At 49.1% G+C, this 20,903-nt stretch carries 20 protein-coding genes and 4 pseudogenes; 9 read left to right on the top strand and 15 right to left on the bottom strand.

Annotated elements, in window-relative coordinates; all coding sequences use genetic code 11:
- The first annotated feature begins 342 nt into the window (after nucleotides 1-342).
- The gene (locus QLG08_RS21155; protein ID WP_041457599.1) at nucleotides 343-639 is read left to right on the top strand and encodes a hypothetical protein; all 297 of its coding nucleotides are present in this window, start codon (nucleotides 343-345) and stop codon (nucleotides 637-639) included.
- Between the two features lie 195 nt (nucleotides 640-834).
- Here QLG08_RS21155 and QLG08_RS21150 read toward each other — a convergent pair.
- The 6 genes and pseudogenes from QLG08_RS21150 to QLG08_RS21125 form a co-directional block, all read right to left on the bottom strand.
- Nucleotides 835-1,247 (bottom strand): annotated as a pseudogene (locus tag QLG08_RS21150) (IS30 family transposase); the annotation flags it as partial.
- Between the two features lie 8 nt (nucleotides 1,248-1,255).
- Entirely contained in the window at nucleotides 1,256-2,434 is a 1,179-nt protein-coding gene (locus tag QLG08_RS21145) for a Gfo/Idh/MocA family oxidoreductase (protein WP_207806308.1), read from the bottom strand.
- Nucleotides 2,435-2,448: 14 nt separating this feature from the next.
- Nucleotides 2,449-3,372: a TIM barrel protein gene (locus QLG08_RS21140; RefSeq protein WP_282473164.1), complete on the bottom strand. Its 924-nt coding sequence runs from the start codon at nucleotides 3,370-3,372 to the stop codon at nucleotides 2,449-2,451.
- Between the two features lie 18 nt (nucleotides 3,373-3,390).
- Entirely contained in the window at nucleotides 3,391-4,836 is a 1,446-nt protein-coding gene (locus tag QLG08_RS21135; protein WP_014593545.1) for a sugar porter family MFS transporter, read from the bottom strand.
- A 195-nt stretch (nucleotides 4,837-5,031) separates the two neighbouring features.
- Nucleotides 5,032-5,467, bottom strand: a pseudogene (locus QLG08_RS21130) (hypothetical protein).
- A 163-nt stretch (nucleotides 5,468-5,630) separates the two neighbouring features.
- Complete coding sequence (locus tag QLG08_RS21125; RefSeq protein WP_233255847.1) at nucleotides 5,631-5,792, bottom strand: hypothetical protein; 162 nt, start codon at nucleotides 5,790-5,792, stop codon at nucleotides 5,631-5,633.
- A 403-nt stretch (nucleotides 5,793-6,195) separates the two neighbouring features.
- Here QLG08_RS21125 and QLG08_RS21120 point away from each other — a divergent pair.
- Together QLG08_RS21120 and QLG08_RS21115 are read left to right on the top strand one after the other, a co-directional pair.
- Nucleotides 6,196-6,378 (top strand): annotated as a pseudogene (locus QLG08_RS21120) (hypothetical protein); the annotation flags it as partial.
- A gap of 90 nt (nucleotides 6,379-6,468) precedes the next feature.
- Nucleotides 6,469-7,647 carry an MFS transporter gene (locus QLG08_RS21115; RefSeq protein WP_041457594.1) on the top strand — a complete coding sequence of 393 codons (1,179 nt, stop codon included), beginning with the start codon at nucleotides 6,469-6,471 and terminating at the stop codon, nucleotides 7,645-7,647.
- A 200-nt stretch (nucleotides 7,648-7,847) separates the two neighbouring features.
- Here QLG08_RS21115 and QLG08_RS21110 read toward each other — a convergent pair whose 3' ends face one another.
- Genes QLG08_RS21110 through QLG08_RS21100 form a run of 3 tightly spaced genes read right to left on the bottom strand, consistent with a single transcriptional unit; the run spans nucleotide 7,848 to nucleotide 10,108 of the window.
- Complete coding sequence (locus QLG08_RS21110; RefSeq protein ID WP_013025504.1) at nucleotides 7,848-8,075, bottom strand: non-oxidative hydroxyarylic acid decarboxylases subunit D; 228 nt, start codon at nucleotides 8,073-8,075, stop codon at nucleotides 7,848-7,850.
- Between the two features lie 9 nt (nucleotides 8,076-8,084).
- Nucleotides 8,085-9,512: a non-oxidative hydroxyarylic acid decarboxylases subunit C gene (locus tag QLG08_RS21105; RefSeq protein WP_015700477.1), complete on the bottom strand. Its 1,428-nt coding sequence runs from the start codon at nucleotides 9,510-9,512 to the stop codon at nucleotides 8,085-8,087.
- A complete protein-coding gene (locus tag QLG08_RS21100; protein ID WP_014606031.1) occupies nucleotides 9,512-10,108 on the bottom strand; it encodes a non-oxidative hydroxyarylic acid decarboxylases subunit B in 597 nt (198 codons plus the stop codon). The genes QLG08_RS21105 and QLG08_RS21100 overlap by 1 nt, the downstream gene beginning before the upstream one ends.
- Before the next feature lie 195 nt (nucleotides 10,109-10,303).
- Between QLG08_RS21100 and QLG08_RS21095 the strand changes: the two genes are divergently transcribed.
- The 3 genes and pseudogenes from QLG08_RS21095 (at nucleotide 10,304) to QLG08_RS21085 (ending at nucleotide 11,925) form a co-directional block, all read left to right on the top strand.
- Nucleotides 10,304-10,726, top strand: a complete 423-nt coding sequence (locus QLG08_RS21095; RefSeq protein WP_013025501.1) for a MarR family transcriptional regulator — start codon at nucleotides 10,304-10,306, stop codon at nucleotides 10,724-10,726.
- A 201-nt stretch (nucleotides 10,727-10,927) separates the two neighbouring features.
- Nucleotides 10,928-11,410, top strand: coding sequence for a glutathione peroxidase (locus QLG08_RS21090; protein WP_028715045.1), 483 nt, complete (start codon nucleotides 10,928-10,930; stop codon nucleotides 11,408-11,410).
- A gap of 304 nt (nucleotides 11,411-11,714) precedes the next feature.
- Nucleotides 11,715-11,925, top strand: a pseudogene (locus QLG08_RS21085) (DUF6434 domain-containing protein).
- 228 nt (nucleotides 11,926-12,153) lie between these two features.
- Here the strand turns inward: QLG08_RS21085 and QLG08_RS21080 are convergent.
- The 3 genes from QLG08_RS21080 to yajD all read right to left on the bottom strand — a co-directional run bounded on the left by QLG08_RS21080 (nucleotide 12,154) and on the right by yajD (nucleotide 14,930).
- Nucleotides 12,154-13,185 carry a methionine synthase gene (locus tag QLG08_RS21080; protein ID WP_013025498.1) on the bottom strand — a complete coding sequence of 344 codons (1,032 nt, stop codon included), beginning with the start codon at nucleotides 13,183-13,185 and terminating at the stop codon, nucleotides 12,154-12,156.
- Between the two features lie 25 nt (nucleotides 13,186-13,210).
- Entirely contained in the window at nucleotides 13,211-14,194 is a 984-nt protein-coding gene (locus tag QLG08_RS21075; RefSeq protein WP_013025497.1) for a DUF1852 domain-containing protein, read from the bottom strand.
- A 388-nt stretch (nucleotides 14,195-14,582) separates the two neighbouring features.
- Nucleotides 14,583-14,930, bottom strand: coding sequence for an HNH nuclease YajD (yajD, locus tag QLG08_RS21070; protein ID WP_013025496.1), 348 nt, complete (start codon nucleotides 14,928-14,930; stop codon nucleotides 14,583-14,585).
- Between the two features lie 440 nt (nucleotides 14,931-15,370).
- On the opposite strand from yajD, the gene QLG08_RS21065 reads away from it, so the two are divergent.
- The 3 genes from QLG08_RS21065 to QLG08_RS21055 all read left to right on the top strand — a co-directional run bounded on the left by QLG08_RS21065 (nucleotide 15,371) and on the right by QLG08_RS21055 (nucleotide 16,947).
- Nucleotides 15,371-15,766: a VOC family protein gene (locus QLG08_RS21065; RefSeq protein ID WP_282473162.1), complete on the top strand. Its 396-nt coding sequence runs from the start codon at nucleotides 15,371-15,373 to the stop codon at nucleotides 15,764-15,766.
- 145 nt (nucleotides 15,767-15,911) lie between these two features.
- Nucleotides 15,912-16,388 carry a bifunctional diaminohydroxyphosphoribosylaminopyrimidine deaminase/5-amino-6-(5-phosphoribosylamino)uracil reductase RibD gene (locus QLG08_RS21060; protein WP_015700482.1) on the top strand — a complete coding sequence of 159 codons (477 nt, stop codon included), beginning with the start codon at nucleotides 15,912-15,914 and terminating at the stop codon, nucleotides 16,386-16,388.
- Between the two features lie 310 nt (nucleotides 16,389-16,698).
- Nucleotides 16,699-16,947: a DUF2543 family protein gene (locus QLG08_RS21055; protein WP_282473161.1), complete on the top strand. Its 249-nt coding sequence runs from the start codon at nucleotides 16,699-16,701 to the stop codon at nucleotides 16,945-16,947.
- A 59-nt stretch (nucleotides 16,948-17,006) separates the two neighbouring features.
- Here QLG08_RS21055 and QLG08_RS21050 read toward each other — a convergent pair whose 3' ends face one another.
- From QLG08_RS21050 to QLG08_RS21040, 3 genes are all read right to left on the bottom strand, one after another.
- Entirely contained in the window at nucleotides 17,007-18,590 is a 1,584-nt protein-coding gene (locus tag QLG08_RS21050; RefSeq protein ID WP_282473160.1) for an APC family permease, read from the bottom strand.
- A 717-nt stretch (nucleotides 18,591-19,307) separates the two neighbouring features.
- Nucleotides 19,308-19,637, bottom strand: a complete 330-nt coding sequence (locus QLG08_RS21045) for a DHCW motif cupin fold protein (RefSeq protein WP_013025491.1) — start codon at nucleotides 19,635-19,637, stop codon at nucleotides 19,308-19,310.
- Complete coding sequence (locus QLG08_RS21040) at nucleotides 19,634-20,614, bottom strand: D-2-hydroxyacid dehydrogenase family protein (RefSeq protein WP_282473159.1); 981 nt, start codon at nucleotides 20,612-20,614, stop codon at nucleotides 19,634-19,636. The genes QLG08_RS21045 and QLG08_RS21040 overlap by 4 nt, the downstream gene beginning before the upstream one ends.
- Nucleotides 20,615-20,903 lie beyond the last annotated feature (289 nt).

The raw sequence follows: 20,903 nt of genomic DNA, 5'->3' as shown, positions 1-20,903 counted from the left end.
TAATTAAAAGGAATGCACGTACTGGTGTTGTAAAAAAGAGGGCCAAATGCTGCGCCGGTATGACCAGAACGCATGAGCCCTCTTCAGCCCCAAAAATGAGCTGAGCATGCGTTATCGACTCACGCGGCCATAGCTTCAGCGATTACCGGGATTATTATTAGCGATGCGTGCGGGTAAGCGTTTGCGTTTGATGTCCGTCAGATATAGAGAAAATTTGCGCCAGTTTAAAAGAATGAACGTCGGCTCAGAGCGAGAAGTGGTCTTTTGTTAATTTTCCAGAAATGAAGTGGGTATGCTTTGACTTTCCGCCTTGATGAACACCTTCACAACAGGATGGACAAGATGAAACAGGTCAGGATTTATACACTCAAAGACAGCCAGTCAGCAGAAATTTATTTTCACAAACACTGGCCCCGACACAGGGTTTCTCTTCCTGCTTTTGATATTTATGTCAATGATGTCTATCTGGGAGAAAACTGTCAGGTCATTGCAACAGTGACCTATCAGGAGGGAGCCGATATACAGGCTATCAATCAGAAATACATGAGCAGCGAGGCGTTCATGTCAGACATGAAAGGTTTCGACATGTCTTCAATCCTCCGGGTGGACGAAATCACCATTAAAGAAACACTTTTCTGACCACGCGACGTTCTCAGTCAGCTGAGGCGTTCCCTTTTTAGCCTCTGAAATTTGTACACCGCAACTCAGTCGCCCTTATTGCGGTGTTCAGACAGAAAGCAATTGATCGGTTCACTTCCGGCTGTGAGTTCAATCAACGGATGAAACACATTGGTCGAAACGCTCTCCGGGGAATTCAGAGCCTGGCGCATTTCCCGGCCTTTCGCTGAGTTGCCTGACAACAGGGCTTAATCTTTACCAGGGGTGAAGCGGTGAACCAATGCGTTGCTTCCTTTTGGAAAATGTTGTCTGAGCGGTCTGTTCGTCATTTCATTTGAGCCACATCGCGCGGGAGCTTAGGGATCACAGACCTAAATCTGGATGTCTGTTTCTACAGTAAATCGGGTATGGCGGGTTGGTTCAGCGCGCCGATCCCGTGTTTATGTTTTATAACGCTCGAAAGCTCATTTCCGGGCTTGTTTGATGAGGGCAGATATCACCGTTAAGGTTTTGTTGTCTCTGATACAGGTGGGGATTACTAAGCGGGAGTGGCGTTATGAGAGGGTAAGGATACTGGTGGTTTTAAGCCCTCACCCATTACCTGGCCACTTGCAGCAGTGGCCAGGTACGTTAATGATTACTTAATATTGAAATCAATCCATTCACCGCCCGCATCAGCAGATTTGACGCAGTGCTCTACCCAGTTCACACCGATCTGACCGGCGTGCACATCGGGATACCAGAATGATTCCAGGAATTTCGCGTCGCCACGATCGGTTGCATCCATTGCAATCGCAAAGCGGCGATAAAGATTAGACCATGCTTCAAACAATCCTTCCGGGTGTCCACCCCCGATGCGATCGTCAGCCAGAGCCTGCGAACTGAGATAAGGCATTCCGCGTTCAAGGATCCGAACAGGCTCCCCCTGGATTTCATAGCGAAGCTGGTTAGGTTGCTCATCCCACCACTCCAGGCTTGCCTTCGAACCCACAACACGAATTTTCTGACCATGCATAGAACCGCAGTTCACCGCTGAGCACCACATAGAACCCACCGCACCGTTGTCATATTCCATCAGCACATAGGCGTTATCTTCCAGCGGTGCGCGGGATTTAACAAAGCTCTGCCGCGAGCACAGCAACCGTGTGATGCTCAATTGAGGCAGCATCGTTTCAGCCAAAAACAGCGGATGGGTAGCCAGATCGCCCAGAACATAACCTGGCCCGACATATTTAGGGTCCACGCGCCAGCGGGTGGAAGGATTGTCCAGTTCTACTGCTTCTGCATGAAAACCGTGTGCGAAGGACATGTTAATGATCCGGATATCACCGAGCAGCCCTTCCTCGATCATCTGCCGCGCCTGCAAAATTAATTGATGCCCTGCATATCCATATGTGACACCGATGATTTTTTTATGGGTTCTGCATAACGCCGCAAGAATGCTTGCTTCCTCGCCGGTAAAACAGAGCGGCTTTTCGCAAATCACATGCAAACCGGCTTCCAGTGCAGCTTTGCATATAGCAAAGTGTGTATTGTTTGGGGTGGCAATTGAGACAGCTTCAATGCCATCTTCACGACTCGCCTCTTCCCGGAACAGGGTTGCATAATCGGGATAGCATCGATCTTCTGCAATACCGAGTTGAACACCAAAGGCTTTACCTCGTTCAGCATCAATATCTAATACGCCTGCCAGTAAAGTGAATGCGTGGTCTCTTAAGGCTGCTGAACGATGAATATAACCAATCTGGCTTGTGCCACCTCCCCCAACCATTCCCCAACGAACAGATCTGTTAAGCGGTTTTAGTCCGTTAATCATAATGTTATCTCCGGTTAGAAGCCGACTGATTTTAGCCACTTAAGACTTTCGGTCACATCGTGTAGACTGCCATCAGCCTGGCGTGGATCGCGTTCCTGCTCAATCGTGATCCAGCCTTGATAATTCAAGTCGTTAAGGAGTTTCTTAATTGCGGGATAATCAATTGCCCCTTTGCCAATGGGGCACATTACGCCTTCTGCGCATGCGGCAAAGAAATCCAGTCCACGCTTGAGTACATCTTTATGGACACTTTCGTTCACATCTTTGAAATGAATATAATCAAGGCGATCGAAATAACTCTCAAGCCAGCTTACAGGGTCCATGCCAGAATAATAAAGGTGCCCTGTATCCAGACATAACCCAGCAACTGAATGTGGTATATCCTCAGCAATTTTGATAATTTCATCTGAGAACTCAATACATCCCCCCGCATGGGGATGAATTACCGGACGAACACCGTATTCATTCCAGGCCAGAGAACTTATTTCTTTAATATGCGAGACCATGCGCTGCCAGTCATCAGCACTCAGGCGAGGTGCTTTATATGAATGTCCGGCATAACGAGCGCGTTCTTCATTACCAAAATCAATAATCACCAAATATGGCGCGGGATAATTAGAACTGTGATCTTTCACCGCAGTGGGTATTTTAGAAAGATTTCGACACAGATTATGCGTCAACTCAATCATGTTATCAAAATTACTGTCACTGACTAAATCATCAAAAATTGTACCCGCCACGATTGAAAGCGAGGCCTTATTTAAGGCTTCCGTCAGTTTGACCGGATCCGTTGGTAAATATGTCCACGGTCCGAGTTCAATACTTTTATAACCCGCCTGATTTGCCTCACTGAGAACTTTTTGCCAGGGCGGCAGAAACGGATTTTTTGGATCATCAACCCCCCAACTGCAAGGTGCATTAGCAATATGAATAGTCATAATTACGTCCTTACTATATTAATGTTTTATATCACTGGTCGTGACGGATACAGAATTTTTATTGATACGGGCATTCATGAGTTCTTCGACTTTCTCGAGTGCCACACCTTTTGTTTCCGGAATGTAGCGTTTTACGAACCACCAGGATATCAGGCAGGATACTGAGAACAGCAGCAGCGGGAATCCACCGTGGAATTTTTCACGCAGCCATGGATTATCATTGATAATCGGGAAAACCTGGCTAATGATAAAGTTGGATACCCACATCGAGGCATAAGCGATCCCCATGCCCATTGCGCGAAGGCGGTTAGGCAGAATTTCGCCCACCACGGTCCAGGCGATTTGCGACCATGTTAAGCCAAAGATGAACATGAAGCCTAACAGGCCGATGATTGAGGCATAGCCTTTAATACCAAAATAGAAAGTCAGGAAGGTAAGCGCCAGACAGATGAAGGTGCCGAAAGAGCCAATCAGCAGTAAAATACGGCGCCCGACACGATCAACAAAGACAATACCGACAAGCACGCCCAGGAACTGCAACGCCGCTAGCCAGGTGACCATAAACATGGCTTCTTCCATGCTGCTTGTGACATTCATCAACAAGGTTGGCCCAAAGTACTGAATAACGTTGATGCCGGTGAACTGGTTGAATACGGCAATCATTGACGCAATGATGATGAACATCTTCGCGTTACGTGTTAACCCCTTTATCGAAGGTACATTTTTTACAGATGTCGTTACTGAATCAGTATTAAAAGATGCTTTAATTTCATTAAATAAATTCGAGGCATGCGTAGGGTTGGAGATGCGAGTCAAGGTTTTCATCGCTTCGGCATCACGATTTTTCATTATATTCCAGCGAGGAGACTCCGGAATAAAAGCCATAAACATTAAATACAGGAAGCAAGGAATAACACCAAATCCAAGCATATAACGCCAGCCAACCGTCACCAGCCAGGTTTCATCTGCTCCTTTGGCGATCAAATAATTGACGATCAGCACCAAAACCTGTCCACCAACGAAAAAGACCATATTCATTGCGACAACGCGGCCGCGATAATCCCTTGGTGCAACTTCCGTCATATAAATAGGTGACACAACCGATGCCAGTCCAATGCCGAATCCGCCCAGAATACGGAAGATAATAAACATCGTAAAGTCGGTGGCTAATGCCATGCCCGCTACAGAAACCAGCATAAAGAATACTGTTATAGTCAGGGCTTTTTTTCTGCCATAATTATCGGCAAGTTTACCGGCGAGCCATGCGCCTAATACGCAGCCGATAACGATACTTGATACCGCCCAACCGGTCTGCGATGGCGTTAAACTAAAATGTCTGTTGAGAGGCTCAATAACACCTGAAATAACGGAAGTATCATACCCTTGTAACAGGCCACCCAATGCTGCCACGGTGCAGATCGCCATAACATAGGCGAGATTATATTTCTTCTCTTTCGTACTCATACGGTTACCTTTGCGTTTAATTCACACAGTTTGACTGAGTGAAGTCATATAATGACTGTTTTGAATTTGCGTAGATAATGGAATAGAAACGTAAAAGACAAACAATGTTAAACTGTCATTCTTAATATGTGGCCTCCAGAAAATCAGGCATGGATACGCCGCACACAAAAAATCCCTCCGGCGCTGATGTCATCTTTATGATTGACCTAAAAGTTCTCTTTCGATAATCCTGCGCGTTTCGACGGCCTGTGAGTTCATTTTTTCCGGATATCATAATAGTGATGCGGTAATAATGGATTCACCGCCGACTTCGAATTTTCGATTTGCAAAATTCATTTCACGTAATACGCGAAAAATCCACTTTACCTTTGCCAATGCCCCTATGCTGGTGAATTATGGCATTAACATCTGGTGGATTAGCGATGAAGGAAGGGAGTTCCACCCCGTACTGATTCAGTGCACGTTTATACTCGCTCATCAACGCTCTGGAAGCTCGGGGATGTTTACAGAACGGGTTGATACGCGGATGCGGGGATTGTTCAATATATTTATAACCCCACTCAGAAACCTGACGAATCATGCCGGTTATTGATAAATGCTTAATGACGTCAACATCAAAAGCGACTTTCATTATCCCTTTCTCCTTCTGAATAAATCAGTAGTGACAGGCCTGGCCATTTCTTTTCGCCAGCATATCGGCAATAGCGCGAATGCTCTCTTTTGCGATACCCGGCTTGGGCACCAGCGACATGCCATCTCCTCTCTTTTCGTGACTGACAGACAGCGATGCCCCCTCACTCTCCTCCAGGCGCCCGACCTGAACCCAACACATATCCCTGCCCAAAAATAGCGAAAATGCCTTTAACGAATGTCTTCGCGTTGCCATCTACTTCAATGTATTGATTATCAATGAGCTGAACGCATGCCTGGGCCATAGTCAATCTGATGGTTTCCATTCGATCCGCCTGCCAGTTTCAAGGTTGTTCACCAGCGAACGCAGGTAAGGAATGGCATGCAGGTAATGGATTAACAGGATTATGAAACAAACAATCGAAACATCAACACATTTAAAATTCATCTTCCATTTTTGGGAAGACGATCTCAAAAAGGAACATTTAAGCCGTAAATGCCCTTTACATGAAATATTTATTTTTCAATCAAAAAAATTACATATGCATGATTTATAATGAATATAAACCAACAAAAAGGCAATCGCAGACGGGTAATGAGTGATTTCAATTACATGCAGCAGTAAAATTTTAAATCCATTTAATTTGAAAATGGAATTTTAAATCTCTAACATTCATGTTGAACATCGTGGTTTATCCCTCTTTTATACACAGTCGAAGGTATCCCGTTATGGTCAGGAGACCAAAAAAATCAGATGTCATTTACCCTGGCCGTATCGCTGTAGATCCCGACGGACAGCTAACTGGCGCTTGTCTGGAAGACATAAGTACATTCTCTAACGCTTCAGGTGGCTCTTCAGGCAACGCCACCTATGGCACAGCGATTCAAGGGCTGCGCTCAGGCATGCTGGCGATCGCCCTGCGACTCACGCGTAAGCCTGTATTTGACCCTGATCTACATTCAGGGCCATTCAGTAAAAAATCATTTTTCTGGTGAATGCCAATGCGTTTATCTACGGCTGTATTCAACGATCGCCAGTCAACCTTGCACGTGTTACGTATCAGTTTCGCCATGTTTTTTGCCTACATGACCATTGGGCTCTCCCTGACGGTCGTTCCTCTCTATGTCCATAATATTCTTGGTTACAGCGACACCCTGGTTGGATTAGTCATGGGATGCCAGTTTGTCGCAACGCTGCTGACGCGCGGGATCGCGGGACGTAATGCAGATGAACGTGGCGCAAAGCAAGTGATGCATATGGGGTTGGCGGTTAGCACACTTTCCGGCCTTATGCTGCTTGTGGCGGACAGGGTCGCTCACTTTCCTTTCCTGACGTTATTCTTCCTTTTTGCCGCCCGGATACTGTTGGGCATCAGTGAAAGCCAGATCCTGACAGGGAACCTGGCATGGGGGCTGGGTTTGAGTGGCGACAAAAAAGGGGGCCGAGTCATGTCATGGAACGGGATAGCCACATATGGTGCTCTGGCAGCAGGCGCGCCTTTTGGCCTTTATCTCTTTCACTATTATGGATTTTGGGCAATTGGCCTTTGTACCGTCATGCTGCCTGTTATTGCCTTTACGCTGAATGCTGCCGTTCCCGCTGTCATCCCCTCACATGGCGTTCGCCTGCCTCTGTGGTCCGTTGTCGGCAAAATCTGGCGTCCAGGGCTGGCTCTTGCACTTCAGGGCATTGGTTTTGCTGTTCTCGGTACGTTTGTCTCCCTTCATTTTAACCAGCAGCACTGGGCGAACGCGGGACTGGCATTAACAGCGTTTGGCGCGATGTTTATCGCTGTACGCCTCATTTTTAGTCATTTCCCGGACCGGTTTGGCGGCAAAACTGTCGCAATTTTTTCGCTTTTAACTGAAAGCCTGGGGTTGCTGACATTGGGTACAGCATCCACACAAATGCTCGCTTTGATTGGAGCAGGCATGACCGGTGCCGGATGCTCTTTAATCTTTCCCTCGCTGGGTGTTATCGCCTTGCGTCATTCTCCTCCGCAAACAAGAGGAACGGCATTAGGTGGCTATGCCGCTTTTCAGGACATCGCCTATGGGCTTAGTGGCCCCCTTGCAGGTTTGATCGCGGTTGCAGCCGGTTATCCGATGGTCTTCCTGTTGGCGGGTGGATGTAGCATTGCGGGCGTCATTTTTGTAGCCCTTTTCATCAAGAATGAATGAGAAGCATGAAAATTTTTCTCATGACAGACCTGCTGTTCAGTAAGCAAAATCCAGGAGATCGGGGCATGTTTAACCTGTGACGCCAGAAAAGGCAGATTAGGTTTGATATTTGGCATCTCAAGGCAGGACGTTAACAATGTGATTTTTTAACGTGGCAAATCATGCATAGCGGGCCTGGCCTGGACCCGCCAGAAAGTAAGTTACTTAGCTAACAGAGGAGGGACAGACGGGACTTCCGGCGCATTATCAATATCACGTTGAGTCATCCGGAAGGCTTCAGGATAATGTTCCCGCTCCGTTCTTCGGGCTGGCTCTGTATTGCGCCATGTGTACAGGCAATGCTGACACTGATGCACCGTCCATATCCCCTCAACTGGGGATGTTGCCATGATTTCAATGTGTTCATCAGCACAACGTGGACAAATCATACTTTCTCCTTAACCGCGATTTGATAACAGGGACGTTAACTTCTCAACCCAGATTGAAGTTTCTGGCAGGTCTTTTACCGGCTGACTGTAGTGGCCGCGGGTATCCGGTGCCACGGGAGTCGTCGCATCGATCACAAGTTTATCCGTGATTCCCGCAGGGCTGGAACCCGGGTCCAGTTCCAGTACGGACATGTTTGGCAGTTGAACGAGATCGCCTTGCGGATTGACCTTTGAAGACAGCGCCCACATCACCTGAGGCAGGTTAAAGGGATCGACATCCTCATCGACCATGATCACCATCTTGACGTAGCCCAGACCATGCGGGGTTGTCATCGCCCGTACGCCTACAGCACGGGCAAATCCACCATAACGTTTCTTTGTAGAAATAATGGCCAGTAATCCGTGTGTATACATTGCATTTACAGCCTGCACCTCAGGGAAATCCGCTTTCAGCTGTTGATACAAAGGGACACAGGTTGCCGGGCCCATCAGATAATCAATTTCGGTCCAGGGCATTCCCAGATACAATGACTCGAATATTGGCTTAGTGCGGTAGGAGACCTTATCAATCCGTACAACGGTCATATTGCGACCGCCGGAATAATGGCCGGTGAATTCGCCAAACGGTCCTTCAATCTCACGTTTGCGCCCTTCTATCACGCCTTCAAGAATGACTTCCGATCCCCACGGCACATCAAAGCCGGTCAGAGGCGCGGAGGCGATGGGGTACGGGCTTTCACGCAGCGCACCTGCCATCTCATATTCTGACTGGTCGTATTTCAGCGGCGTGGCGCCCATCAATGTAATAATGGGGTCATTGCCCAGCGTAATAGCCACTGGCAGATCGTCGCCGCGTTCTTCGGCCTTATGGAGATGAAGTGCAATGTCATGCATCGGCACGGGCTGGAGCCCGAGTTTACGTTTACCTTTCACCTCCATCCGGTAAATGCCGACGTTTTGCTTACCGAAATGTTCTGGATCAAGCGGGTCACGTGATACTACGCAGGCCTTATCAAGATAGAAACCGCCGTCGCCGTCGTTCAGGCGGAACAGGGGAAGGATGTCGAAGAGATTGATCTCTTCACCATCAACGGTATTTTCTGACCAGGGCGCATTGTCGCGCCGCTCTGGTGCCACAGGAAAAGTGTCCCAGCGACGAATGAATTCATCTATCTGCTGTTTCACTGGGGTATTCATTGGGAGGCCCAGTGAAATTGCATGGTTTTGCCAGGAACCAATAGTGTTCATCACAACATGAGCATGATTGAACCCCTTTATTTTTTTGAATGAGATTGCCGGTGCACCTTCACCAATTCGGCCTGTAGCATTAGCGGCCGCGGCAATATCAGGTTCGGGTAAAACCTCTTCATCAATCTCAAGAAGCTGCCCCTGCTCGTCCAGAGCCTTAAGGAAGCTACGTAGGTCATCAAAAGCCATTATTTACTCTCCATACTCAGGGATTTCTTAGAATTGTTCAGGCCTTTCCAGCGATTTGCCTTTGGCGAGGCAATCCCAAACTGGTCGAGAACACGAGAAACGACATGATCGATCACATCATCAATTACTGCGGGGTGGTTATAAAAAGCGGGCATGGGCGGAACCATGGATACGCCAAGACGGGAAAGGGCTAGCATATTTTCCAGGTGAATGGTGCTGAGAGGCGTCTCTCTGGGGACCAGCACAAGTTTTCTGCCTTCTTTAATGACGACATCAGCAGCCCGTCCAATAAGGCCTTCCGCGTATCCCATGCGAATTCCCGCTAAGGTTTTCATACTGCAAGGAATAATGACCATCCCATCGGTGTGAAAAGAACCTGAAGAGAGAGTAGCGGCCTGGTCGGACGGGCCATACACAACATCAGCCATGCTCATCACCTCACGCGATGAAAAAGGCGTTTCGAGTTCAATTGTGGTTTTAGCCCACTTGCTCAAAATCAGATGAGTTTCAACCTCTTTGATTTCCTGCAAAATGCTGAGCAGAGCCACCCCTAAAGGGGCACCTGTTGCTCCCGTCATACCGATTACAATTCTCATCTGACTTCCTTGCAAATAACGTTCGTGTACGAATGAAATTAACGGTAATCTACTCAAACCCATAAAGTCAATTGATTTCCATGGTTACTATTTTCAATGTGACCTTTTGTATCTGGTGATAAAGAATGTTTAACGGTGGGATAATGATTTAACATTAACTAAATACGAGGATGACAGAGCCAGAGAAAAGTTAATATGAACAATGACTTGAGCAACCTTTTCTTCCATTTGACGAGGCAACTTCTACAGGAACATACCGCCCTGTGGCAGGAAGCGATGCCCTTTCTGACAAAGCAGCAGTATGCTGTTCTTTCAGCCGTTCATGCTAAACCGGGAATCGAACAACTGGAATTAACAGAGGCGGCGTTAAGTTCGAAGGCTACGCTGGCAGAATTGCTGGTTCGCATGGAACATAAAGGTCTGATACAACGTGAAGAAGGAAAAAAAGACAAACGTCGTAGATTTGTTACGCTTACCGATCAGGGTGAAGAGATGCTTAACACTGCATCACCGATTGCTGAAAGCGTTGATTCACATTTTCTGAACAGGTTAGAAGACCATGAGCAAAAGGAAATCATAAGCCTTCTTAAAATCATGTTAAAAAAACAGGCTTCCTGAAAGCATCCCGTTATTCTTCAGAAACAGATTTAATGGCAGGGTTGTGCCTTGATCGGGCATGATTCACGCAACGCTGAGTTAATCAAAGGTCGGCGGGTCACTGAAATGACAGAGAAAACAGCGCTGGTTGACGGGGCGAAGCAAGAAACCGTCTGAGTGCTCATCTTTGCCCTGACTAACACGCACTTTAAGGATTTCAGCATGACCACTTTTCATCAACTCAACGCCACCAGCCTGAATGGCCAGCACATCTCGATGGCCGACTATGCTGGCAAGCTGGTTCTGGTGGTGAATACCGCCAGCCATTGTGGATTCACTCCACAATATGCAGGTCTTGAAGCACTCTACAAAAAGTACGCTGCGCAGGGGCTGGTGGTGCTGGGTTTCCCTTGCAACCAGTTCGGTAAGCAGGAACCGGGCAGTGCCGACGACATCGCGCAGACCTGTCACATTCACTACGGTGTGAGCTTCCCCATGTTCGAAAAAGTAGAGGTTAACGGCCCCGGAACGCATCCGCTATTTCGTTACCTGAAAGCGGAGTTACCCGGTGTGCTGGGTGAGCGGATTAAATGGAACTTCACTAAGTTTTTGATCGGACGCGACGGCAAACCACTCAAGCGTTTTGCACCCATCGCTACGCCGGAAAAAATGGAAGCCACCCTCCTGGCGGCACTTGAAAGCTAACCAGGGAGGTCAAATTTATCCTTGGCCATTTTCTATAAACTGATGCTATCCAGACTGGATTACCCTTTACTGATCGCTCGCAACGTCTTTTAACGCTATAACGTTGCTCATTACGCAAAGAGCCGGTCGCTTAATAAAAAGCACGCCCTTCTCTTGGGCAGGGATGGCAGGGATGTTGCTATATCCTGTCCTCAGCGCGCAATACCGGTATCCATTCATTTTTAATGCCACTATCCAGCACTGAAGCGTAATCGGCCAGGCGCGACGATTTTCGCCTTTACCACGTGTTACTTGAGGCAAGCGGATGAACATTGACTGGCACAGCGCAGAACTGACGCGCATGACGATCGTGGATAAAAACTATAAAAATACGCAAAATGTGCGCCGCTTTATGGTTGCACAGTGCGGAGAACGTTTCCGGTTCGATCGGGATTTTATGGCCTGGATACGCAATGACATTCCCGAAAAACCTGGGAGAGGTGGTGGATGAGTGGAAGCGCAGAAAGGCTGGCTGACACTCACAATCTGTTCATCCCCTCTCCTTTTTGCTTTCGGGCATCTGTCCGGGCACCGTTTACGTCCACACCTTATGCCAGCGCGTGAAAATAACGGCCAGCAGGCGTACGCGGCGGTTATTTTATTGCGGCTTTACAGAGCCAAGCCTGACAGGGTGACAAAAAAAGGCCCGATCACCAATCGGGCCTTTGCTGATACACAGGTCATTCACCGAATGTCTGACGCCGTTATTTCGACAGCAGTTCTTTACGGATGATTTCTGCACCGGCGCTGAGGGCACTCAGCTTGCCCCGGGCAACCTGACGGGATAACGGCGTCATGCCACAGTTGGTAGAGGGATAAAGCTTATCGGCATCCACAAACTGAAGGGCTTTACGCAGCGTATCGGCCACTTCTTCAGGGGTTTCGATCGCGTTGGTTGCCACATCAATGGCCCCGACCATCACTTTTTTACCGCGAATCAGTTCGATAAGATCCATCGGCACGCGAGAGTTTTGGCATTCCAGCGAGATGATATCGATGTTCGACTTCTGCAGTTTAGGGAAGACTTCTTCATACTGACGCCATTCGGTTCCGAGCGTCTTTTTCCAGTCGGTGTTGGCTTTGATGCCGTAACCGTAGCAAATGTGCACAGCGGTCTCGCACTTGAGCCCTTCAACGGCGCGTTCCAGGGCGGCAATGCCCCAGTCATTCACCTCATCGAAAAACACGTTAAATGCCGGTTCGTCAAACTGGATAATATCGACACCCGCCGCCTCAAGTTCCTTCGCTTCCTGGTTAAGAATTTTGGCAAATTCCCAGGCCAGTTTTTCGCGGCTCTTGTAATGGTTGTCATACAGCGTATCGATCATGGTCATGGGACCCGGCAGCGCCCATTTGATCTGTTTATTCGTTAGCTGACGTAAAAATTTGGCATCTTCAACGAAGACCGGCTTCTGACGCGCCACTTCACCCACCACACTCGGCACGCTGGCATCATAACGATTACGGATTTTAACGATCTCGCGTTTTTCAAAATCCACACCGCTGAGGTGTTCAATAAAGGTGGTCACAAAGTGTTGGCGCGTTTGCTCACCATCGCTGACGATATCGATACCGGCGCGATCCTGATCGTCCAGAATCAAACGCAGTGCGTCTTTCTTGCCATCGATTAATTCTTCATTTTCCAGTTTCCAGGGCGACCACAGTGTTTCAGGTTGCGCAAGCCAGGACGGTTTTGGCAGGCTTCCCGCCGTGGAAGTCGGTAACAAAGTTTTCATAACAGGTAACCTTATACTGAGTTAATCAAAGAACGTAATTAGCAGACCATTGCTCAAGAACATTTTTGTAGGGTTTGATGAAGTTCTTCTCGGTAAACTTCCCTTGTTCAATAGCCAGATGGCTACGCTCTTCTCGGTCGTAAACAATTTGCGTTAAAGAATAATCCCGATGGCTCAGGCTCGGTTGATATTCAATACCAGCCGGCGAGTTTGCATTATAGATCTCAGGGCGATAAATCTTCTGGAACGTTTCCATCGTACTGATGGTGCTGATGAGTTCGAGATTAGTGTAATCACGCAGCAAATCACCCGTAAAATAGAACGCCAGGGGCGCAACGCTGTTTTCAGGCATAAAATAGCGCGCATGTAATCCCATCTTACTGAAGTATTTATCGGTCAGCGAATATTCATCCTGCTGGTACTCAATGCCCAGTACCGGGTGACGGTTGCCGGTGCGGACATAGGTGTTTTTGCTTGAAACACTCAGGCAGATCACCGGTGACTTGCTAAAATTCGCCTTGTAAGCCTCTGATTGCAGGAAGCATTTGAAGATATTGCCATGCAGCTCGCCAAAGTTTTCCGGGATAGTAAACACTGGATTATTTTTGTTGTGCTCTGACAGCAAGACGCTGAAGTCATAGTCACGCACGTAAGAAGAGAAGTTGTTCCCCACAATGCCTTCAATACGTTCGTCGGTTTTTTTATCGACGATACTGGTTTTCAATATTTCGATAACCGGGAAAGCATCGCGATTATTTTCCACATTGATATTCATCTCAACGGAAATGATCTCAAGCTCGACAGAATAACGGTCCCCTTTCGGGTTATCCCAGTGCGCCAGGGAATTAAAACGATTATCCATCATCACCAGGGCGTTACGCAGGTTTTCCTGGCGGTTCTTGCCACGGGCCAGGTTAGCGAAGTTGGTCGTGATGCGGGTGTTTTCTGACGGATTGTAATTCTCATCAAAAACACTGCTCTTAATCGTAAAGGTGAAATTGTTATTCATCGTGTCTGGATCCTGAATTCTGATGTAAAAACTGCGTTATTTGCCAGACCGGTCTGCTTGTCTCGTCTGCTTCACAGTTTTTAACGCGCCTGCAATCAATAAGCATATTTTATGCCAGAGTCGTAACATGAGTGAAAGCGACTTAATTTCACATTAACATGAGCCTTCTTCATGGTGGTCCTTCCGTTGCTGTACGAACCCATGCCCACACAGTGGCTGGTGGGCATGGGGAGCGCAACGTGCAGAGTAAAATAAGGCCTGCCGGGGCTGACAGAACGCGGCTAACACTCGGCAGGCCGCCTCTCTCCTGCCCTGTTCCAAACGCTGCCAGATGTCAGCACCTGCCATCGTCATGCAGAAAGACAAGACGCAACAGGATGGCCAGCGGTTATTTCTTTTTGGTGAGCATCGACTTTAGATCGGCAAAGGGATTGTAGGTGGCGGCCCCCACATCATCCTGCGCATCCTCGCCAGCCACAACGGAGGTGCCGTACTGATCGGCTTCCGTATATTTTGAGTGTTCATGATCATGGCAGTACAGGCACAGCAGCTCCCAGTTACTGCCGTCTGGTGGATTATTGGTGTGGTCGTGATCGATGTGGTGAACCGTTAATTCCCGCAGGTTTGAATAAACAAACTCCCGCGAGCATCGCCCACAAACCCACGGATAGATTTTTAATGCTTTTTCACGATAGCCACTTTCCAGCCGCGAGTAGTTTTTGGGGATCAGAGCCATGACCGACGTTACCTGTATGATGAGAGTTTTTCACTTGTGATTGCAGCAGGCTAACCTGCTTATCGGATGACTTCAAGTTGTATGCCGGGTCCGTTTTTCGCGCCGCCTACCTGCGCCGTTCAGTGCCAAAGCCAGAAGCTCATTTCCTGTCTTTTTAGCAATGCCAGGGTGCGATAACGTTATGTGTGCTGGATAAAGGGACAGGACCAGAAGCCGGTAACCAGGCCCCCTCATCGGCCTGTTAAAATGCCAAGCCTGCCCTGAATGATTTCACCTGACCCGATACAAAACGTGCATGTTATTCTGCACAGACATGCATTGTAAGCATTTCCCTTAACGTAAGCCTTCCAGCTTTGGAGCGTCCCAGACAGAATAAAAAATTCGTTCATGATTTCAGGCCTTCTCTAAAGCCGTTTTTCCTTTGAATTTATGGAGCAGAAATGAGAACGCAGAAACGTTGCATAGGTTATATCTCCATTGTGGTTGATGACTACGATCGGGCTATTGAGTATTACACTGACAAGCTGGGCTTTATTCTTGTTGAGGACACACCGCAGCCGGGTAAACGTTGGGTGGTCGTCACGCCGAATCCGGAAAGCGATTGTCATCTCCTCCTGGCACGCGCCTCAAATGACCGCCAGGAAAGCTTTATTGGTAATCAATGCGGCGGCAGAGTGTTCCTGTTCCTGCAGAGCAATGATTTCTGGCACGACTACCAAGCCATGAAAGCGAAAGGTGTGACGTTTTGTGAGGAACCACGAGAGGAAGAGTATGGGCTGGTTGTGGTTTTTGAAGACCTCTATGGCAACCGTTGGGATCTTTACCAGAACAGGTAAACCAAAACGACAGGCCTGTAAAACAGGAAACAGAGGTTCACAGATAAGGGCTGCCATCTGACCTTGTGATGTGATTACCCATGCTCAATGCGGTGGTTCAGTTTCCTTAATCGCTGGACATCGATGACAGGGGCCATAAATATGGATGTCTTCCGATCCCAGAGCTTCAGCAGATAAAGGCATTATGGAAGAAAAGCTAAAATTTATGATGTTGGCGCTTGAGTACTCCCGCCAGGCATTACCCGAATGCAGACCCAATCCCCCTGTCGGATGCGTGATCGTTCATGACGGCGAGGTTGTTGCTAAGGGGTTTACACAACCGCCAGGCCAACACCATGCTGAGATCGACGCGATCGCAAAACTTACCTTCCCCATTAGCGAATGTGAAATATATGTCACGCTTGAGCCCTGCTCTTTTCAGGGCAGAACGCCTTCGTGTGCTTTAACAATTGCAGAGCTAAAGCCAAAACATATTTATATTGCCATGGACGATCCGCACCCGAAGAACAGGGGAGCGGGACGCACTATTTTAAAAAAGGCAGGCATCAGCTTTACATCGGGCATCGGAAAGCAGGCGGTCGAGAAATTTCTTTTCCCCTATCTGGACACGTCTTCTTCATAAACATCACTTTTATCGCCGCATTGGGATCTCCGCGGGACGTTATCCCATCATCATCCCGACATTTTCGTCGTGATGGCACTTACCGCCCGGCCAGAACGGCCCGGCTTTGCCAGTAGCCAATAATCTGTTCTGTGGGCACGCGCAGCTCACTCTGGTTAATGCATGAACGGGCAAATAAGCGAATGCCCGCACGCTTGTTAATTTTCCCGCCCCCCGCCGCTGACTGGCAGAAAAATCGCGAGATGAATGTTATGATTAACCCATTCTATTCAGTCACAAAAGACACAGGTGCAAACCCTGAGGGCAAGATATGAACAACGAAGTCTCACTGAAATACTATGACATTGCCGATGAGTATTCGTCAGAAACGGAAACGCCGGTAAGCGAATCCGAGCGTGACGCCCTGGCACACTATTTCCAGTTGCTGATTAGCCGTTTAATGAATAACGAAGAAATCAGTGAAGAAGCGCAGAAAGAGATGGCCGTTGAAGCGGGCATTAATGAACAACGCATTGATGAGATCGCCACCTTCCTGAATCAGTGGGGCAACGAAGACTAATTCCGGTAAACGCTGCCGCTAAAGCACCTGTGCCGGAGCACAGGTGCAGGCGATAAACACTATACCGCGTGTTGGCTAAAGGATGCGGATTCCGCTTCCTCATCGGTAATGTTGGGTTGAGAAAAGCTCGCTTTAACGCCCCAAAAGTAGCAGGCCAGCGACGCGACAATAATGAGGATCATATCGAGTGGTGTGTCAATCATACCGCTTCCGCCGTAGGTACCCAGCATAGAAACCACCATGACCGCGATGTAATAAGCCAGCAGCCACCAGGCGCACTGCAAATCCTGACTGAACTGGTTGCTCTTTTTGCCAAAGATCGCGTAAGCGACCCAGGCAACAATCAGAATCGGAATGAGGATCTCATTAACAGACCAGCCGCTCCAGTAAATCAAAAGCGTACTGGCAACAAACGCCAGCGGGCTGAGAACCGCCGCAACGGGCAGACGAAACGGACGCTGCATATCGGGCAGGTGTTGACGAAAAGCGCCCAGGGTTATCGGGCCGGGCATGTAAGTAAAAACAGTTGCCGACGTCACCGCGCCGATTAAGCCGCCCCAGACCTGAAACTCGGAAGGCAATGTCCAGGCGATGGCCAGCAGCAGCGACAGCCACAATGCACCGCGCGGTACGCCAGATTTTGCATCCACTTTGCCAAACACTTTAAACAGATGGCCATTACGCGCCCAGGCAAACAGCACGCGCGCGGCGCCGGCCAGGTAGATGTTGCCGGTCCCGGCCGGGGAAATCACCGCGTCGATAAGAATCAGGTTAATCAACCAGGTCAGCCCCAGGCTGCGCGCCAGGTCGGCATAGGGAGACTGAAATATCTGCTTCAGCCCTGCCCAGCCATGTTGTGACAGCAAATCGGTCGGTACCGCCCCCATGAACGCATACTGCAGGGCCAGGTAAATCACGAAGCTGACAGCAATGGCAATACCGATTGCCAGCGGCACGTTGCGCTGTGGATTTTTAGCTTCACTGGCAAAATCAACCGCCTGACGAAAGCCAAGATAGGCAAAGACGATCCCTGCCCCCGTCAGTGAGCTGAAAACGCCATGAGCCCCACCCGGCGGTGAAGGTGGAACATCAAGGTTTGGCGCATGGAAGTAAAGCAGAAGTGTCACGATGGTCAGCAACGGCACGATAAATTTGAAGGTGGTGACAATCGTGTTCACCCGCCCAAAGAAGCTGACGCTCCAGTAGTTGAGCAGAAAAAACACCACCAGTAGCCCAATCTGCACGCCAAACCCTAACCCCGTTGGGCTGCCGTCCTCATGCCCGAGTGCGGGCCACCAGTAGATCGCATACTGACGAACGGCCTCAACTTCCACCCCTGCGGTGCTGGTATAGGCCAGCAGCGAGCTGACACCAATCACGAAACCAACGATGTTGCCGTGCGAATAATTGGGATAGCGAACAAAACCGCCGGCGCGCGGTAGCGCTGAGGACAGCTCGGCGTAAACCAGGCCAATCATCAGAACGATCACGGCACCCAGTACCCATGCCCAGCCGGTATGGCTGCCCGCATAGCCGGAACTGTTAAGGGCGGCATATAACCAGCCCGAACCGATCATTGAGCCGATGCCAAGTAATGACAGATCGACCAACCCTAATTTCTTTTTAAGCCCCGTAGATGCCATGCTATGCCCCTGTCTGATTATTGGATGTTGTAGGTGGGAATAAAGCATATTGTGTGCCAGCAATATTTTGCTGTCGTAATAGTTTATGTAAGAAACATTCCAGATCACATAACCTGCCAGATAAGGGTTTCAGGAATCCGTTTCAACAGAAATATAAAATATCCGTCGGCATGAGCAGCGATGTTAAGCATGAGATCAGGGTGCAACGCGCACTGCAATGATCCAGAAAATATATAGCGACGCTATTTGAAACATTCCGTCACCAGTGCAAAAGTTGTGACATATATTCAGGGGACAGGTCGTTAGCATCGCCTTTAGTCAGTTGAATGACGCCACGCAAAATAACGCGACGTGAGTTTCCCCGTCATCCCTTTGCTGTCAGGGCCTGCGTTGCAGTGATGGAGGAGCATCAAGGTGTAAAGCAGACTGCGTAAAAATGCGGATGAGGTTGGCCTTTTTCACCTGACACCCGATATTTCAATGCGTTTTCCCATCGGATGTTTTATGAATAAAAAAAGAAAATTAAAAAGAGAGGGGTCATCAGACATTCAGCGTAATGATGCTGCTGCGCCCTGTGTTAATGATTACGGCAATAAGAAATCATCGTCTGAAAAAGGTGCCCTCTATCTCCTTGCTTTTTTTAGTCCAAGTATCAGCAGAAGCACCCTATATTCAACTTGAGGCTATCCGTTACTGTAAACGCTTTTTATACTGCCATCAGTCCACAATAAACAGCGTCGCCCCTTCTCTGGTGGTTGATCGATGGGCTTCGGCATCGTCGGCAACCTGATAACTCACGCCCGGCGTTAATACAAACGTGCGTCCATCATCCAGCTCTGTGACCATTTCGCCTTTCAGGCACAGAAGAATATGCCCTTTTATACACCAGTGATCGGCCACGTAGCCGGGGGAATAGTCGACCATTCTGACTCTGATATCGCCAAACTTTGCCACGCGCCAGAGCGCAAACCCGCTATCACCCGGATGCCGTTCTGCCTCTATCTGTGCCCAGTCTGTTATCCCGAAAGGGATATTTTCCATTTTCATTTTTCATGCTCCCTAAGAGATTCAGGATTGATTACATGGCTTCGGTCACCGTCGAAAAAGCGCACCACGTTTTCGAACGCGGTGCCGAAATACAGGCTGTAGCTGTCCTTCTCGACATAGCCGATGTGCGGCGTGCAGAGCACGTTGGGCAGTGATAACAGCGGATGCGCGGGATCGTATACCGGCTCCTGCTCGTAAACGTCCAGAGCGGCAAAACCCGGGCGGCCCTGGCGCAGCGCAATCAGCAGCGCATCGGCAGCCACCAGCTCAGCCCGGCTGGTGTTGACGAACAATGCATCGGGCTTCATCTGCACCAGATCGTCGCGCGTGATATTGCCCTCGGTTGCTGCCACTAAGCGCTGATGAACGGTTATCACGTCGCTGGAGGCAAAAAAAACCTCACGGCTGGCAGGCACTATCACTCCCTCCTGCTGCGCTTCCTGCCTGGCGCGATCGCTTCCCCAGACCTGCACCCGCATACCAAATGCCTTTGCATAAGCCGCAATCCGCTTGCCAATTTTGCCGTAGCCCAGGATCCCCAGCGTCTGGTTACTCACGCCCTGCCCCAGTTCTGCCTGCCAGTGACCGGCGCGCATGGCGTTAACGGCCTGAACGAACTTTCTGCGGGCTGCCATAATCAGCAGCCACGTCAGTTCAGCCGGTGCGACGGGCGAGCCGACGCCCTCGACAATCGCCACACCCGCCCGTGAGCAGGCCGCAATATCGATATTGCGGGCGACCTTACCGGTCTGACTGATGAGCTTTAGTTGCGGCGTGCGCTGTAAAAAGGCCTCGTCAATGGTGGTGCGCTCACGGATCAGGATCAAGGCCTGAGCCGTCGCCAGCGCCTGTTCTGCATCAGGATCGAGGCTGATATCCCCAACAGCGGTACAGGTAAATTGGGGATGGCATTGCAGGCAGTCGAGGCCTGCCGTGGCCTGATGATAATCGTCGGGAATACAAACCTGTATTGTCATGGGATCGCGCGCCTTAAGAATGGAGTTGGCTTGTTACCGTCGGCTGAATAACCGCCCTACATCATTAAAACAGCCTCTCGGTTACGTCAATGTCCTTGTGCAGAATGCGCGCCATGCCGCCCGAGGCAGTGCGAAGTGTGCGCCGGACGATGTCATTCGCACCTCAGCGATTGTTCACCCTTTCCCCGTCACTTATCTCGCTCTAAAACATCGCAAAAAAAGTCGAATAAAAAAGTCGAATAAAAATCCGCATACGCACGTTCACTCATCATAAACCTGAAGGAGAGAA

The organism is Pantoea sp. V106_11 (assembly GCF_029967885.1).
Lineage (GTDB): Bacteria > Pseudomonadota > Gammaproteobacteria > Enterobacterales > Enterobacteriaceae > Pantoea > Pantoea ananatis.
The sequence above is the reverse complement of the archived record's forward strand: the minus strand, read 5'-3'. Positions and strand labels throughout refer to the sequence as shown.